Genomic DNA, 15,121 nt, shown 5'->3' on the forward strand with positions numbered 1-15,121 from the left:
AATAGGAATGTTATGAGTCTGAATTTTCTTGATTTTGAACAGCCGATCGCAGAGCTGGAAGCGAAAATTGACTCGCTCACCGCGGTCAACCGTCAAGACGAAAAATTAGATATTAATCTGGACGAAGAAGTTCGCCGCTTACGTGAGAAGAGCGTAGAACTGACGCGCAAGATTTTTGCCGATCTGGGCGCTTGGCAGATTGCCCAACTGGCACGCCATCCACAGCGTCCTTACACCCTGGATTATATCAAACACATCTTTACCGATTTCGAAGAGTTGGCAGGCGATCGCGCCTATGCTGACGATAAGGCGATTGTCGGTGGTATCGCACGTCTGGACGGTCGTCCGGTGATGATCATTGGTCATCAGAAAGGTCGTGAAACCAAAGAGAAGATCCGTCGTAACTTTGGTATGCCAGCACCAGAAGGCTACCGTAAAGCGTTGCGTTTGATGGAAATGGCCGCTCGCTTCAATATGCCGCTTATCACCTTCATCGACACCCCGGGTGCGTATCCGGGCGTGGGCGCTGAAGAACGTGGCCAGTCTGAAGCTATCGCTCGTAACCTGCGTGAGATGTCGCGTCTTGGTATCCCCGTGATCTGCACCGTTATCGGTGAAGGGGGTTCCGGTGGTGCACTGGCTATCGGTGTGGGCGATAAAGTGAACATGTTGCAATACAGCACTTACTCAGTCATTTCACCGGAAGGTTGTGCCTCGATTCTGTGGAAAAGCGCCGATAAAGCGCCAATCGCCGCAGAGGCCATGGGCATTACCGCGCCGCGTCTGAAAGAGCTGAAGCTGATTGACTCGGTGATCCCAGAGCCATTGGGTTCCGCGCACCGCGATGTTCCAGCTATGGCGGCAAGCCTGAAAGCCCAGTTGCTGGCTGATTTGAAAGACCTTGATGGTCTGAACAAAGAAGAGCTGCTTAACCGCCGCTACCAGCGTCTGATGAACTACGGCTACTGCTGAGTTTGATCCTGTCAGCCAATCGTTAACCGCTCTCATTTGAGGGCGGTTTTTTTTTGGCTACACACCGCAGTATTTTCATGTTGTTATAACCGACTTAACTGACAAGGAGCGCTAATGAACATCATCGCCATCATGAGCCCGATGGGTGTTTACTACAAAGACGAGCCAATCCGTGAGTTGCATGATGCGCTGGCGGCAATGGGATTCCAACTAGTTTATCCCAAGAGCAGTAGCGATCTGTTAAAGCTGATTGAGCATAACGCCCGGATCTGTGGTGTGGTTTTTGATTGGGATGAATACAGTTTGGAGCTGTGTAGCGAAATCAACGATCTGAACGAATACCTACCGTTGTACGCCTTCATCAACACGCATTCCACTTTTGACGTTAACCTACATGAAATGCGTATGGCATTGTATTTCTTCGAATATGCTTTGAGCGCGGCGGACGATATTGCCCTGCATATTCAGCAATATACCGAAGAATACATGGATACCATTACACCACCGCTGACCAAGGCGTTGTTCACCTACGTGAAAGAGGGGAAATATACCTTCTGTACACCGGGGCACATGGCGGGCACCGCGTTCCAGAAAAGCCCGGTAGGTTGCCTGTTCTACGACTTCTTTGGTGCTAATACGCTCAAAGCAGACATCTCTATTTCGGTCACCGAGCTAGGTTCGCTACTCGATCATACCGGTCCGCATCTGGAGGCTGAAGAGTATATCGCGCGAACCTTTAACGCCGAGCAGAGCTATCTGGTGACTAACGGCACTTCCACCGCGAACAAGATTGTTGGGATGTATTCGGCGCCAGCGGGGAGTACGGTTTTGATCGACCGCAATTGCCACAAGTCGTTGTGTCATTTATTGATGATGAGCGATATTGTGCCGATCTATTTGCGCCCGCTGCGCAATGCTTACGGTATTCTAGGTTGTATTCCTCAACGTGAATTTACTCACGATAGCATTGCCAAGCGTGTTGCTGAAACGGCCAATGCCAGTTGGCCGGTACATGCAGTGATCACCAACTCGACCTACGATGGTTTGCTTTACAACACTGATTATATTAAACAAACGTTGGAAGTACCGTCGATCCATTTTGACTCCGCTTGGGTGCCTTATACCAATTTCCACCCGATCTATGATGGTAAAAGTGGCATGAGCGGTGAACGTATTCCCGGTAAGGTGATTTATGAAACCCAGTCTACCCACAAACTGTTGGCGGCGTTTTCGCAGGCTTCAATGATTCATATTAAAGGGGATTATGACGAAGGGACCTTTAACGAAGCCTACATGATGCACACCTCGACCTCACCAAATTACGCCATCGTTGCGTCGATGGAGACGGCTGCGGCTATGTTGCGTGGTAATCCAGGCCGACGTTTGATCAACCGTTCGGTGGAACGAGCATTGCATTTCCGTCGTGAAATTCAGCGCCTGCGTGAGGAAAGCGATAGCTGGTTCTTCGACATCTGGCAACCAGAGGAAATCGATGAAGCACAGTGCTGGTCATTGAACCCGGATGATAATTGGCATGGTTTTGGCGCGACCGATCGCGATCATATGTACCTCGATCCGATCAAAGTCACCATCCTGACGCCGGGAATGAACGATCAGGGCGAATTAGAAACCAGCGGCATTCCGGCGGCGCTGGTGGCGAAATACTTAGATGAACGCGGCATTGTGGTTGAAAAAACTGGCCCTTATAACTTGCTATTCCTGTTCAGTATTGGCATTGATAAAACCAAAGCGATGAGTCTGCTGCGTGGTTTGACCGATTTCAAACGTGCCTACGATCTCAATCTGCGAGTGAAAAACATGCTGCCGGATCTGTTCGCTGAAGATCCTGATTTTTATCGTAATATGCGTATTCAGGATTTAGCGCAGGGGATACATCAACTTATCTGCCAGCACAATTTGCCGAACTTGATGCAACGTGCCTTTGATGTTCTGCCGGAAATGAAACTGACGCCACACCAGATGTTCCAGCAACAGGTGCGGGGCAACGTAGAAACCTGTGAGATAGACCAACTAATTGGTAAAGTGGCCGCCAATATGATCCTGCCTTATCCGCCGGGTGTACCATTGGTGATGCCTGGGGAAATGATCACAGAAGAAAGCCGTGCGGTGCTCGATTTCTTGCTGATGCTTTGCTCGATTGGTGAGCGTTACCCCGGTTTTGCTACCGATATCCACGGTGCAAAACTGACCGAAGACGGTCGCTATTTGGTAACGGTGTTGAAGGTTTAAGACTTAAGCAAATTCACGGCAGATCAGATTAATGCTGTCGTGCGGCAATGGCTCTTGTGTCAGGCCGCAAAAGGGTTGGCCGTTACGGTGTTGGTGATAGCGACACTGATGACATTCACCGAACAGCGCGACATTACCTTGTTTCTGGAGCTGACGCAGCAATTGCGTCAGCAACGCCAACAGATTATCCCCATCTTGCGCCATCGCCCGTTGTGCATCTTGCAAATAAGCCGGGGGTAGCAGGTCTGCCATCAATTGGCGTGATGTTTCGGTGAGTTGTAACCGAACGCTGCGCCGATCTTTCTCATCTGCGGTACGGGCGATCAGCCCATTACTCTCCAGCTTTTTCAACGACTGTGACACCGTTCCCTTGGTCAAACCGAGGTACTCCGCCACCGCCATTGGCGTATTGGAATAATGGTTGCAGCGCGCCAGATAGTAAAGCGCACTCAGTTGCACCGGCGGTAAGTTATCCAGTTCGCTATGGTTGCGTAACCAGCTACGTTGCAGGCTATTCAGGCGTTCCAGTAGATCAAACAGTGTCAGCATAGTGTCCTCGTCAATTGAGATAATGGTATCGATTAAAAACTATATTGACAAGTGATGGTGAGCGGCTTATTGTGATTTTTGTTTCGAATCGAAACCAAATGAGGAGGTGTCACCTCCACTATCATCAGAATCAAGGAGAATTACGATGACTAAGGCCGTTTTTTATCATGCGGGTTGCCCGGTTTGTGTGAGTGCAGAACAACAGCTGTTAGGTCTGTTAAGCAAAGATGTGCAGGTAGATGTGGTGCATTTGGGCGAAAAACCGAACCGTATTGCTGAAGCAGAAAAGTTCGGCGTGCAAAGTGTTCCTGCATTGGTGGTAGATGGACAAGTGTTGCACATTAATTATGGGGCGGCACTGGCTGACCTGAAAGCTTAAGACTCAATTTGTTCCCTCTATTGCAGTGGCCCCGTTCTCATCAGCGGGGCTTTTTGCGTTGACGCCAGTGGGTAGGGGAGATATTTTTCTTCCTCAACTGTGCATGGGGGAAAATTATGTTAGCGCTACGTCAAGTACATCACATTGCGGTTATCTGCTCGGATTACGCCGTAAGCAAACATTTTTACTGCGATATTCTGGGGTTTACTCTGCAAGAAGAGTTTTATCGTGCCGAACGTGATTCATGGAAGGCCGATCTGGCATTGAACGGTCAGTACACCATTGAGCTGTTTTCTTTCCCGACACCACCGGCACGTGTCAGCTGCCCAGAAGCCTGCGGCCTACGCCATTTGGCGTTCAGCGTTGATGATATTGAGCAGGCGATTACGCATCTGCAAAATGCGGGCGTGAACTGTGAATCAATACGTGTCGATCCTTATACCCAATCCCGATTCACTTTCTTCAGCGATCCAGACGGCTTACCACTGGAATTATATGAGCAATAATTATTTAGGCTAAAAATGCGAGGTTGTGACATAACACGCCAGCCTATGGATGGTTATGGTATTATCCCGCGCTGCCACAAGTTTCCTCAGAGTTATTATTCATCATGCAAGAGCCTGTTTTTCGTGTCGGAGAGTGGCTGGTTACGCCGGCCGATAACAAAATAAGCCGAGATGGGCGTCAACGGACGCTAGAACCGCGCTTAATCGACATGCTGTATTATTTTGCCCAGCATCCCGATGAGGTTCTAAGTCGTGACGAGCTGATCGATAACGTGTGGAAACGTAATATTGTCACTAATCATGTGGTGACACAGTGTATTTCTGAACTGCGTAAGTACCTGAAAGACGGTGATAATGACAGCCCAGAATACATCATCACGGTACCAAAGCGCGGTTATAAACTGGCTGCGGCGGTGGTGTGGTGTGCAGAAGGCGAAGATCTACCGCCTACGTTGCCTCAGGTTGCGGTGGTGGTGCATGAACCGGAAGATGGCGCTGATGAAGACGAAGAGGCTTACGTGCCGCCACGTCCGTCAGCTAAAGCGGCGGTTGTCGCATCCGCCACAGCTAAACCTTCTTTCTACCAGCGCTCTACTTTCTGGGTATGGTTGGCATTTTTAACCGCATTGAGTGTGATCGTGACATTCGTCGGTATTGCGGCTTTATCGAACCGGGTGCCGGTTTCGACTATGCCGATGTTACTCAATCCGCGCGATATCGATATTCGTATTGAAGGCGGTAATAGTTGCAGTAACTGGACGCCGCAGCTTTCTTACGTCGTCGGGCTGAGCGAATTGATCTCGGATTCGCTGAATACCTATTCGACCTTCTTGGTACACGATCAAACCAACTATAACTACAAAGGACCTAGCTCGTCCGGTAAGTCGTTAACCATCGAGTTTGTTAATCAACGCCACTATCGCGCCCAGCAATGCTTCCTCTCGGTGAAACTGGTGGATAACGCCGATAGCTCAATCTTGTTGGATAAACGCTACTTTATTACTACTGATAACCAGTTGCAGATCCAGAGTGATTTCTTAAGCAGTCTTTCGGTGGCATTGAAACAACCTTGGCCGTTACAGCTCGAACAGCGCTTGGATCTGTTGATGCCAAAACAAGGTTTGGCATTGCAACAGTATTATCAGGCGCATCAGTTGCTGCTTCAGGGGGATAACGACTCGTTAAACCGGGCCAGTGATTTACTCGACAACCTGATAAAGAACTCGCCTGATTTTGTTTATAGTTCCGCAGAAAAAGTGTTGGTGGAACTATTGCGTAATTCTTATCAGCCTTTTGATGCTCAGCAATTATCTGAATTACGTAAAGCGCTGGTTCATCTGGAGTCGATCCCAGAGTTGAACAATACTCCAGTCATGCAGCAGATAGTTACCGTGGATGCTTTAAGCCAAGGGCGAATTGATGATGCTTACCGCGCCATCAATAAAGGTATCGAAATGCAGATGTCATGGATGAATTATGTCTTGCTGGGTAAAGTCTATGAAATGCGTGGCGACAATCATTTGGCCGCAGATTCTTATATTACCGCTTTCAACTTACGTCCCGGTGAAAATACCTTGCATTGGATAAAAAATGGTCTCTTCCAAACCTCGATCAGTAATGTTGTTCCCTACCTAGATAACTACGAAACACAAAAATAACCTCTCTACGCCACCACCAGTATTGTTGATAATATTGGTGGTGTTATTTACTTATATCATATTGTTTCTTTTTTGTTATTTTTGGTTGGCATTAAATAGCCATTTCTCTTCGATTGTTATGTCACACTAACGTACTCAGTGTATTGTTTTTAATGAATGTTTACCTTTTCATGACACTGAATTGTCATCTTGATATGTGAATGAAAAAACTCAACTTATCATTTGTATGATCATGACCATTATCTCACCTTATCTTTAGGACTTTACCAAGAGCAATCATTAGCATCCTGATCATCGAGTCGGGTCATTAGTCTTATTACTTATTGACGCGTACTTATAAGAACTATCAATCAGGAGAAACTGACCATGGCTTCATCCAAGAAAATAGGGCTTATTGCCTGCACCGGTGTGGTCGCCGGTAATATGATGGGGAGTGGGATTGCATTATTACCTGCGAACCTAGCAAGTCTCGGCTCCATTGCTATTTGGGGATGGGTTGTCTCTATTATTGGGGCAATGTCGTTGGCTTATGTTTATGCGCGTCTCGCCACTAAAAACCCACAACAAGGGGGGCCAATTGCTTATGCGGGTGAAATTTCCCCGGCGTTTGGTTTCCAGACTGGTGTGCTTTATTACCATGCTAACTGGATTGGTAACTTAGCTATCGGTATTACCGCAGTTTCTTATCTCTCCACTTTCTTCCCCGCACTGAATAATCCCGTTCCAGCCGGTATCGCCTGTATCGCTATTGTTTGGATATTCACCTTTATTAACCTGCTCGGGGGTTCTTGGGTTAGCCGTTTGACGACCTTGGGTTTGGTGTTGGTGCTGATCCCGGTTGTTGTTACCGCCACTGCCGGTTGGCACTGGTTTGATATGGCGACTTACCAAGCTAACTGGAATACCTCTGGTACTACGGATTTCCATGCCGTTATCAAAAGTATTCTGCTGTGCTTGTGGGCGTTTATCGGGGTGGAATCTGCCGCAGTCAGTACCGGTATGGTGAAAAATCCAAAACGTACCGTGCCACTGGCAACCATGCTGGGTACCGCGTTGGCAGGGATTATCTACGTCGCAGCGACCCAAGTCATGAGTGGTATGTACCCCGGTGCTGAAATGGCCGCCTCCGGTGCACCATTCGCTATCAGTGCCTCTACCATCATGGGTAGCTGGGCTGCGCCAATGGTTTCTGCTTTCACCGCCTTTGCCTGCCTGACTTCACTGGGTTCTTGGATGATGCTGGTCGGTCAAGCTGGGGTTCGTGCCGCTAACGACGGTAACTTCCCGAAAGTGTATGGCGAGCTGGATAAAAACGGCGTGCCGAAAAAAGGCCTACTGCTGGCGAGCTGCAAAATGACTGCGCTGATGGTGTTAATCACTATGATGAGCTCCAGTGGGGGTAAAGCCTCTGACCTGTTCGGTGAGTTGACGGGCATTGCGGTACTGCTGACCATGCTGCCTTACTTCTACTCTTGCGTTGACTTGATCCGCTTCGAAGGTGTCAACGTGCGTAACCTGTTGAGCTTGATTGCCGCGACTCTGGGCTGCTGTTTCTGCTTCATCGCACTGATGGGGGCTAGCTCGTTCGAGCTGTCCGGCACCTTCATCGTCAGCCTGATCATCCTGATGTTCTACGCTCGCAAAATGAATACTCGTCAGACTGCCAAAGCCGCAACCATCAACGACGAAGCCACGGCCAAAGCGCACTAATCCCGCGTTCACTGACCTACTGATTTTACCCAGCCTCTTTCTTTCCGACCTGTCGCCGTGATGGGAAGGGGCTTGTTTTGCCTGGAGAAATGCTTATGAACGTTATCGCCATCATGAATCACATGGGTGTCTACTTCAAAGAAGAGCCAATCCGTGAATTGCATAAGGCTTTAGAAAGCCTTAACTTCCGCATCGTCTATCCTAATGACCGGGAAGATTTGCTGAAACTGATCGAAAACAATGCACAGCTGTGCGGCGTGATTTTTGATTGGGATAAATACAATCTTGAGTTGTGTGAAGAAATCAGCGAACTCAACGAATACATGCCTCTTTATGCTTTCGCCAACACCTATTCTACTCTCGATGTCAGCCTGAACGATCTGCGTATGCAGGTTCGCTTCTTCGAATATGCGCTGGGTGCTGCAAGTGATATCGCTGCCAAGATCAAACAAAATACCGACGAGTACATTGACGCCATCCTGCCTCCGCTGACCAAAGCGCTGTTCAAATACGTGCGTGAAGGGAAATATACCTTCTGTACTCCAGGGCACATGGGCGGTACAGCGTTCCAGAAAAGCCCGGTCGGTAGCCTGTTCTATGATTTCTTCGGTGCTAACACCATGAAATCTGACATCAGTATTTCGGTGTCTGAACTGGGTTCATTGCTGGATCACTCCGGTCCACACAAAGAAGCCGAAGAGTATATTTCTCGTGTGTTTAACGCTGAACGCAGCTACATGGTGACCAACGGGACTTCAACCGCCAACAAGATTGTCGGTATGTATTCTGCCCCGGCAGGCAGCACCGTGCTGATCGACCGTAACTGCCACAAATCATTGACTCATTTGATGATGATGAGTGACATCACGCCGATTTACTTCCGTCCGACCCGTAACGCTTACGGTATCTTGGGTGGGATTCCACAGAGCGAGTTCCAACGTGAAACTATCGCTAAACGAGTAAAAGAAACTAAAAACGCGAGTTGGCCAGTGCATGCGGTTATCACCAACTCAACTTACGACGGGCTGCTATATAACACTGATTTCATTAAAAACACTCTGGATGTGAAATCAATTCACTTCGATTCTGCTTGGGTGCCTTACACCAACTTCCACCCGATCTACCAAGGCAAATGTGGTATGAGCGGTGGCCGTGTAGAAGGCAAAGTGATTTATGAAACTCAGTCTACTCATAAGCTGCTGGCGGCGTTCTCACAGGCTTCAATGATTCACGTAAAAGGCGACATCAACGAAGAAACCTTCAATGAAGCCTACATGATGCACACTACCACTTCACCGCACTATGGCATCGTGGCTTCTACCGAAACCGCCGCAGCGATGATGAAAGGCAATGCCGGTAAACGTCTGATTAACGGTTCTGTTGAGCGTGCGATCAAGTTCCGTAAAGAAATCAAACGCCTGAAAACTGAATCCGAAGGCTGGTTCTTCGACGTGTGGCAGCCAGAGCATATCGATGCGGCTGAATGCTGGCCGTTGCGTTCCGACAGTGCATGGCATGGTTTCAAAGATATTGATAACGAACACATGTACCTCGACCCAATCAAAGTGACCATCCTGACCCCAGGGATGAACAAAGAGGGGGAGATGCTGCCGTTCGGTATTCCAGCTAGCATCGTGGCGAAGTATCTCGATGAGCACGGCATCATCGTTGAGAAAGTCGGTCCCTACAACCTACTGTTCCTGTTCAGCATCGGTATCGATAAAACCAAAGCTCTCAGCCTGTTGCGTGGGTTAACCGACTTCAAACGTGCGTTCGATCTGAACCTGCGGGTGAAAAATATGCTGCCTTCTCTGTACAAAGAAGCGCCTGAATTCTATGAAAATATGCGTATTCAGGACTTGGCGCAGAACATTCACCAACTGGTCGAGCATCACAACCTGCCGGATCTGATGTACCGCGCATTCGAAGTGTTGCCAACTATGGTGATGAATCCATTCCATGCATTCCAAAAAGAGCTGCACGGCGAAGTGGAAGAAGTGTATTTGGAAGACATGATCGGCAAGATCAACGCCAATATGATCCTGCCATATCCTCCAGGTGTTCCACTAGTGATGCCGGGTGAAATGTTGACTGAAGAAAGTGGTGCGGTATTGGAGTTCCTGCAAATGTTGTGCGAAATCGGCGCGCATTACCCAGGCTTCGAAACCGACATTCACGGTGCCTATCGTCAGGCTGACGGGCGTTACACAGTGAAAGTGCTGAAAAACAGCAAATAATTACCACTACAGGGGAAGTGCGTGCGCTTCCCCTTCACCGTTATCCGCCCGATGGGAGAGTACGATGAAAACACCCTCACAACCGCGCGCTATCTATTTTGTCGTAGCGATACAAATTTGGGAATATTTCAGCTTTTACGGCATGCGTGCGTTACTAATCCTCTATCTCACTCACCAACTAGGCTATTCCGATAGTCACGCCATTAATCTCTATAGTGCTTATGCTTCATTGGTTTACGTTACGCCGATCCTCGGTGGCTGGTTGGCCGATCGCCTGCTAGGTAACCGATTCGCGGTGATTGCGGGTGCGGCGTTGATGACCCTCGGCCATGTCGTGCTGGGGTTGGGTAATGATTCCGCTAACTCGTTGTATCTAGCGCTGGCAATCATTATCTGTGGCTACGGCCTGTTCAAATCTAATATCAGCTGCTTGCTCGGCGAATTGTATCAACCGAACGATCCGCGCCGGGAAGGGGGCTTCTCTTTACTGTATGCCGCCGGTAATGTTGGCTCGATCCTCGCACCTATTGCCTGCGGACTGGCGGCACAGCGTTATGGTTGGCACGTGGGTTTCGCTTTGGCGGGGATCGGTATGTTTGCCGGACTTATCATTTTTCTGCTCGGCGGTAAACACTTCAGTCATACCCGTGGGGTGAATGTGCGACAGATGCGTGCTGCCACGCTAAGTTTGCCGCATTGGTGTTGGTTACTGGCTGCGTTGCTGCTGTCACCTCTGTTCTTCACTTTCCTATTTATCCACGGTCTGGCGGGTTATCTGCTGGCGTTGGTCTGTGTGGCCGCGGTGATTATCGTGGCGCGTATCATGTTACGTGTCGATCGTGAACAACGTCGGGCTCTGTGGCAGATCGTTTTGTTGATGCTGCTTGGCACTTTGTTTTGGGCGTTCGCTCAACAGGGGGGTAGTTCGATCAGCCTGTTCATCGATCGTTTTGTTAATCGGCAATGGTTTAGTTGGTCGGTGCCGACCGCATTGTTCCAATCGGTGAATGCTTTCGCGGTGATGCTTGGTGGCGTGATGCTAGCTTGGCTGGTGACTGGCAACGGAGGCGGCAATCGAACTTTGCGTATCTGGGGTAAATTTGCTTTTGGTCTATTGCTGATCGGCGCTGGTTTTACTCTGATGGCTTTGAATGCACGCTGGGGACAGGGTTCCATGGGGCTGATGATCGCGGGTTTGGCGCTGATGGGCTTTGCTGAGCTGTTTATCGATCCGGTAGCAATGGCGCAGATCACTCGCGTCAATATCCCCGGCGCGACTGGCGTATTGACGGGGATCTACATGCTGGCAACGGGATCGATCGCCAACTATTTAGCGGGGATCATTGCCACACAAACGGCGGAAAGCGAGATCACCGGTACGGCGATTCAAGCTTACAGCAAGATGTTTGCCGAGATCGGTTGGTGGGCGGCAGGCAGTGCCTTCGTGGTGATGGTCGTGTTGGGGTTGTGGTGGTTGTTAGTGCACCGCAATAACAGCGTGGTTAATGCTTGATTGCTTGGGTGGGGAGGGTTAACGTGCAGCCATGTAACGTATTTTAAGTCCGTTAAATGAAAGCCAATCAACTCCTCATCCAGCTTCAACGACAATTAGGCGCACACCGGCAACTGTTGGTGGCGTTTAGCGGCGGGTTGGACTCCAGTGTGTTATTGCATCAATTGGTGCAACTCCGCCAACAACAACCCGCGCTGCAACTGCGGGCGGTGCATGTGCATCATGGTTTAAGCCGCTACGCAGAATCGTGGGCAGCACATTGCCAACAACAATGCGCTGATTGGCAGGTTCCGTTGGTGGTGCAGCGGGTACAAGTCGATAGTCAGAACGGTGGCATCGAAGCTGCGGCACGTGCTGCACGCTATGCGGCATTGGCGGCCACTTTGAACCCAGGTGAAGCTCTGCTAACGGCGCAACATCTCGACGATCAGTGTGAAACCCTATTGCTGGCGCTCAAGCGCGGTAGCGGCCCTGCTGGGCTTTCCTCAATGGCTGCGCAATCTGCGTTGGGCGAAAATCCGTTATTGCGCCCGCTGTTGGATGTTTCCCGTCAACAACTTGAACAATACACGAACGAACATCAATTGAGATGGATTGATGACGATAGCAATCAAGACACTCGCTTCGACCGTAATTTCCTGCGGTTGCAGATCCTGCCTTTATTGAATCAACGCTGGCCGCACTTCGCGAGTGCGACCTCGCGTAGCGCCAGCCTATGCGCCGAGCAGGAGCAATTACTCGACGAATTACTGGCGGAGCAATTGCAAACATTGCAGGATGCAGAGTGCTCGTTGGCGATTGATGGTTTACAGGCTTGTTCTGCTACCCGACGTTTTGCCCTGTTACGCCGTTGGATCGCGCAGTTTAATTACAGCATGCCATCGCGCGAGCAATTGCAACGGTTGTGGGATGAGATCGCGCTGAGTCGCGAAGATGCTGAACCGCAATTACAGCTAGGCAATTATCAAATCCGTCGTTTTCGCCAACGTTTGTATCTACTGCCGTTAATGGCGGATGTCCGAATTTTACAACTCGATTGGCAGTCTGCTAACCCTTTGTCGCTTCCTGATGGTTTGGGGACTTTGCACCAAGGGAACGAGGGCGTTGCTTTGCGCGCTCCACAGCCACAACAGCGGGTTAGTATTCGTTTTACCGCTCAAGGTTCTTTCCGCATTGTTGGCCGTGCGCATTCACGCTCGATTAAAAAGTTGTGGCAAGAATTCGGTATTCCTCCTTGGCTGCGTGAACGTACCCCATTGATCTATTATGATGAACAACTCATCGCCGCCTTGGGCGTGTTTGTTACCGAAGCGGGACGGGTGGCAGAAGGTGAGCAGCCGTGGTATGTGCGTTGGGATAAAAATAATCACTCCTGAGGAGCAATGATGAAATTTGTGAGCGCAATAGTAATGTTGGCCGGGCTATGTAGTTTACCAGCGTTGGCTGAAGGAGATGCGGCGGCAGGTAAAAACAAAACGGCTACCTGTGTGGCTTGCCATGGCATGGAGGGAAAAGTGACTGTGCCAATGTACCCGAATCTGGCTGGGCAGAATGCCATGTATTTGGAACATGCATTGCAAGCCTATAAAAAAGGCGAACGTGCGGCAGGGCAAGCTGGAGTGATGCAGGCTTATGTTTCTGGTTTGTCCGATCAGGATATCGCCGATCTGGCGGCTTATTACGCCAGTTTGAAGCCTTAAAATGACGAGGGCAGCCACTGGCTGCCCTGTTGGGATGGGGTGACCGCATATTCAGTCGGAAAGACTGACCACCACGGTACCGATTTCCGGATGACTGAAACTACTGATATGGTCCAGGCGCAGATCGCGTTGTTCACCATTTTGTTCGATGGTCAGATATTCAACGTGTTTCTTTTGCAGCAGATCGACAGCCTTAGCCTCGATCACTTCTCCGTCGCGTAACTCCAGCTTCAGAATAAGTTTATGCTGACAGGCGAGTTCCAGGTTGTCATAGTCATCGCAATTGATGGGTTGGTACACATCATTCATCAACATAGTCGCTCACCAATAAGTTAGCGGCGGCATAGGCCGCCTGTTCCCTAACGGAGGACGGCAGGGCGCTATTCGCGGCCACTTCGTCCAATGCCTTCAGCACACAGGCTAGTGCATCAGGCACGTAGCCAAGATCTCCACTGCCTATCTCAGCATAAAAACGACGTACTAACTCACAGTATTGTTGCACAGTTTCCTCCCTTAAGAATCTCTGCGTCATGATTCGATGAGGCAGAGACACTCCGGGTTTACCCTATCTAAACGACTATAGCACAGCTGTTAATAAGTTATCAGCATCGTGCAAGGGCGTTATCACGCGAATTCGGGTACACTGTCGCCGAATTATTATGAGGTCACCCATGGCGTTAAAAGCAACTATCTATAAAGCCACGGTCAATATCGCAGATATGGATCGCCACTTTTACCACGACACCACGCTGACTTTGGCGCAGCATCCTTCAGAAACTGAACAGCGCATGATGCTGCGTTTGTTGGCTTGGATTTGCCATGCCGATGAGCGATTGGTGTTTACTAAAGGGCTGAGTGCGGAAGATGAGCCGGAGATTTGGCAGCGTAACGATCACAATGGATTAGAAATGTGGATCGAAATGGGGTTGCCGGATGAGAAGCGTATCAAAAAAGCCTGCAATCAGTCGCCGCGTGTGGTGCTGTATGCCTACGGTGAACGCGCGGCTCATGTGTGGTGGCAATCGATGCAAAGCAAAGTGGCAAATCACAAGAATCTCAATATTCGTTTTCTCGATGATGGACAACTGGGCAAATTAGCCGCTTTGGCTAATCGCAATATGACGTTACAGGCTACTTTACAAGAAGGCACTATCTGGCTGTCCGATGTTCAGAATAGTCTGGAAATTCAGTTTGCTGAGTGGCAACAGGCGCAGGTGTAATCGGTGCTGGAACTGTCAAGAAATGTCGCTATACCGGACCATGAGCTAGAGTTGACCGCTATCCGCGCGCAGGGAGCGGGCGGGCAGAATGTTAACAAAACCTCAACGGCGATCCATTTGCGCTTTGACATCCGGGCGTCCAGCCTGCCAGAGTACTACAAGGAAAGATTACTTGCGTTAAATCATCACTTAATTACCGCAGACGGTGTGGTGATTATTAAGGCGCAAGAATACCGTAGCCAAGAATTAAATCGTGAAGCGGCGCTGGCAAGATTGGTGGCGCTGATTCAGCAAGCCATGGTAGTGGAAAAAACACGTAGGGCCACCAAGCCCAGTAAAGGGGCTAAATTGCGGCGCTTGGAAAGCAAAGTGCGCAAAGGGGCGACCAAGGCTCTGCGTGGGAAAATCCGTACCTAACACAGTAGAA

15 protein-coding genes are annotated in these 15,121 nt (G+C 49.6%); 12 read left to right on the top strand and 3 right to left on the bottom strand.

Annotation, left to right across the window (positions count from 1 at the left end; genetic code table 11):
• Positions 1-12: 12 nt before the first annotated feature.
• Positions 13-972 carry an acetyl-CoA carboxylase carboxyl transferase subunit alpha gene (accA, locus tag AC3ISQ_RS05215; RefSeq protein ID WP_489351177.1) on the top strand — a complete coding sequence of 320 codons (960 nt, stop codon included), beginning with the start codon at positions 13-15 and terminating at the stop codon, positions 970-972.
• A gap of 114 nt (positions 973-1,086) precedes the next feature.
• Positions 1,087-3,222, top strand: coding sequence for a lysine decarboxylase LdcC (locus AC3ISQ_RS05220; RefSeq protein WP_489351179.1), 2,136 nt, complete (start codon positions 1,087-1,089; stop codon positions 3,220-3,222).
• Positions 3,223-3,225: 3 nt separating this feature from the next.
• Here the strand turns inward: AC3ISQ_RS05220 and AC3ISQ_RS05225 are convergent, their stop codons facing one another.
• Complete coding sequence (locus tag AC3ISQ_RS05225) at positions 3,226-3,768, bottom strand: MarR family winged helix-turn-helix transcriptional regulator (protein ID WP_489353138.1); 543 nt, start codon at positions 3,766-3,768, stop codon at positions 3,226-3,228.
• A gap of 148 nt (positions 3,769-3,916) precedes the next feature.
• Between AC3ISQ_RS05225 and AC3ISQ_RS05230 the strand changes: the two genes are divergently transcribed.
• From AC3ISQ_RS05230 to AC3ISQ_RS05265, 8 genes are all read left to right on the top strand, one after another.
• Positions 3,917-4,150, top strand: a complete 234-nt coding sequence (locus AC3ISQ_RS05230) for a glutaredoxin family protein (RefSeq protein ID WP_489351180.1) — start codon at positions 3,917-3,919, stop codon at positions 4,148-4,150.
• Between the two features lie 116 nt (positions 4,151-4,266).
• Complete coding sequence (locus AC3ISQ_RS05235) at positions 4,267-4,656, top strand: VOC family protein (RefSeq protein ID WP_489351182.1); 390 nt, start codon at positions 4,267-4,269, stop codon at positions 4,654-4,656.
• A gap of 104 nt (positions 4,657-4,760) precedes the next feature.
• Positions 4,761-6,314 carry a lysine decarboxylation/transport transcriptional activator CadC gene (gene cadC / locus AC3ISQ_RS05240; RefSeq protein WP_489351184.1) on the top strand — a complete coding sequence of 518 codons (1,554 nt, stop codon included), beginning with the start codon at positions 4,761-4,763 and terminating at the stop codon, positions 6,312-6,314.
• Between the two features lie 366 nt (positions 6,315-6,680).
• Positions 6,681-8,024 (top strand): cadaverine/lysine antiporter, encoded by a 1,344-nt coding sequence (cadB, locus tag AC3ISQ_RS05245; RefSeq protein ID WP_489351186.1) that lies wholly within the window; start codon positions 6,681-6,683, stop codon positions 8,022-8,024.
• A gap of 95 nt (positions 8,025-8,119) precedes the next feature.
• Positions 8,120-10,261, top strand: a complete 2,142-nt coding sequence (cadA, locus tag AC3ISQ_RS05250) for a lysine decarboxylase CadA (RefSeq protein ID WP_489351187.1) — start codon at positions 8,120-8,122, stop codon at positions 10,259-10,261.
• 64 nt (positions 10,262-10,325) lie between these two features.
• Positions 10,326-11,774 (top strand): dipeptide permease DtpD, encoded by a 1,449-nt coding sequence (dtpD, locus tag AC3ISQ_RS05255; RefSeq protein ID WP_489351189.1) that lies wholly within the window; start codon positions 10,326-10,328, stop codon positions 11,772-11,774.
• A gap of 56 nt (positions 11,775-11,830) precedes the next feature.
• Positions 11,831-13,150, top strand: a complete 1,320-nt coding sequence (gene tilS, locus AC3ISQ_RS05260; RefSeq protein ID WP_489351190.1) for a tRNA lysidine(34) synthetase TilS — start codon at positions 11,831-11,833, stop codon at positions 13,148-13,150.
• A 6-nt stretch (positions 13,151-13,156) separates the two neighbouring features.
• Positions 13,157-13,474, top strand: coding sequence for a c-type cytochrome (locus AC3ISQ_RS05265; protein ID WP_489351192.1), 318 nt, complete (start codon positions 13,157-13,159; stop codon positions 13,472-13,474).
• Between the two features lie 51 nt (positions 13,475-13,525).
• Here the strand turns inward: AC3ISQ_RS05265 and rof are convergent, their stop codons facing one another.
• The gene (rof, locus tag AC3ISQ_RS05270; RefSeq protein ID WP_489353139.1) at positions 13,526-13,783 is read right to left on the bottom strand and encodes a Rho-binding antiterminator; all 258 of its coding nucleotides are present in this window, start codon (positions 13,781-13,783) and stop codon (positions 13,526-13,528) included.
• Positions 13,776-13,976 carry a YaeP family protein gene (locus tag AC3ISQ_RS05275; RefSeq protein WP_489351194.1) on the bottom strand — a complete coding sequence of 67 codons (201 nt, stop codon included), beginning with the start codon at positions 13,974-13,976 and terminating at the stop codon, positions 13,776-13,778. Before AC3ISQ_RS05275 ends, rof begins: the two co-directional genes overlap by 8 nt.
• A 169-nt stretch (positions 13,977-14,145) precedes the next feature.
• On the opposite strand from AC3ISQ_RS05275, the gene AC3ISQ_RS05280 reads away from it, so the two are divergent.
• Positions 14,146-14,694 (top strand): YaeQ family protein, encoded by a 549-nt coding sequence (locus AC3ISQ_RS05280; protein WP_489351196.1) that lies wholly within the window; start codon positions 14,146-14,148, stop codon positions 14,692-14,694.
• A gap of 3 nt (positions 14,695-14,697) precedes the next feature.
• Positions 14,698-15,111: an alternative ribosome rescue aminoacyl-tRNA hydrolase ArfB gene (gene arfB, locus AC3ISQ_RS05285; RefSeq protein WP_489351198.1), complete on the top strand. Its 414-nt coding sequence runs from the start codon at positions 14,698-14,700 to the stop codon at positions 15,109-15,111.
• The last annotated feature ends 10 nt before the right edge of the window (positions 15,112-15,121 follow it).

It is taken from the genome of Serratia sp. KH_031, from assembly GCF_057839655.1.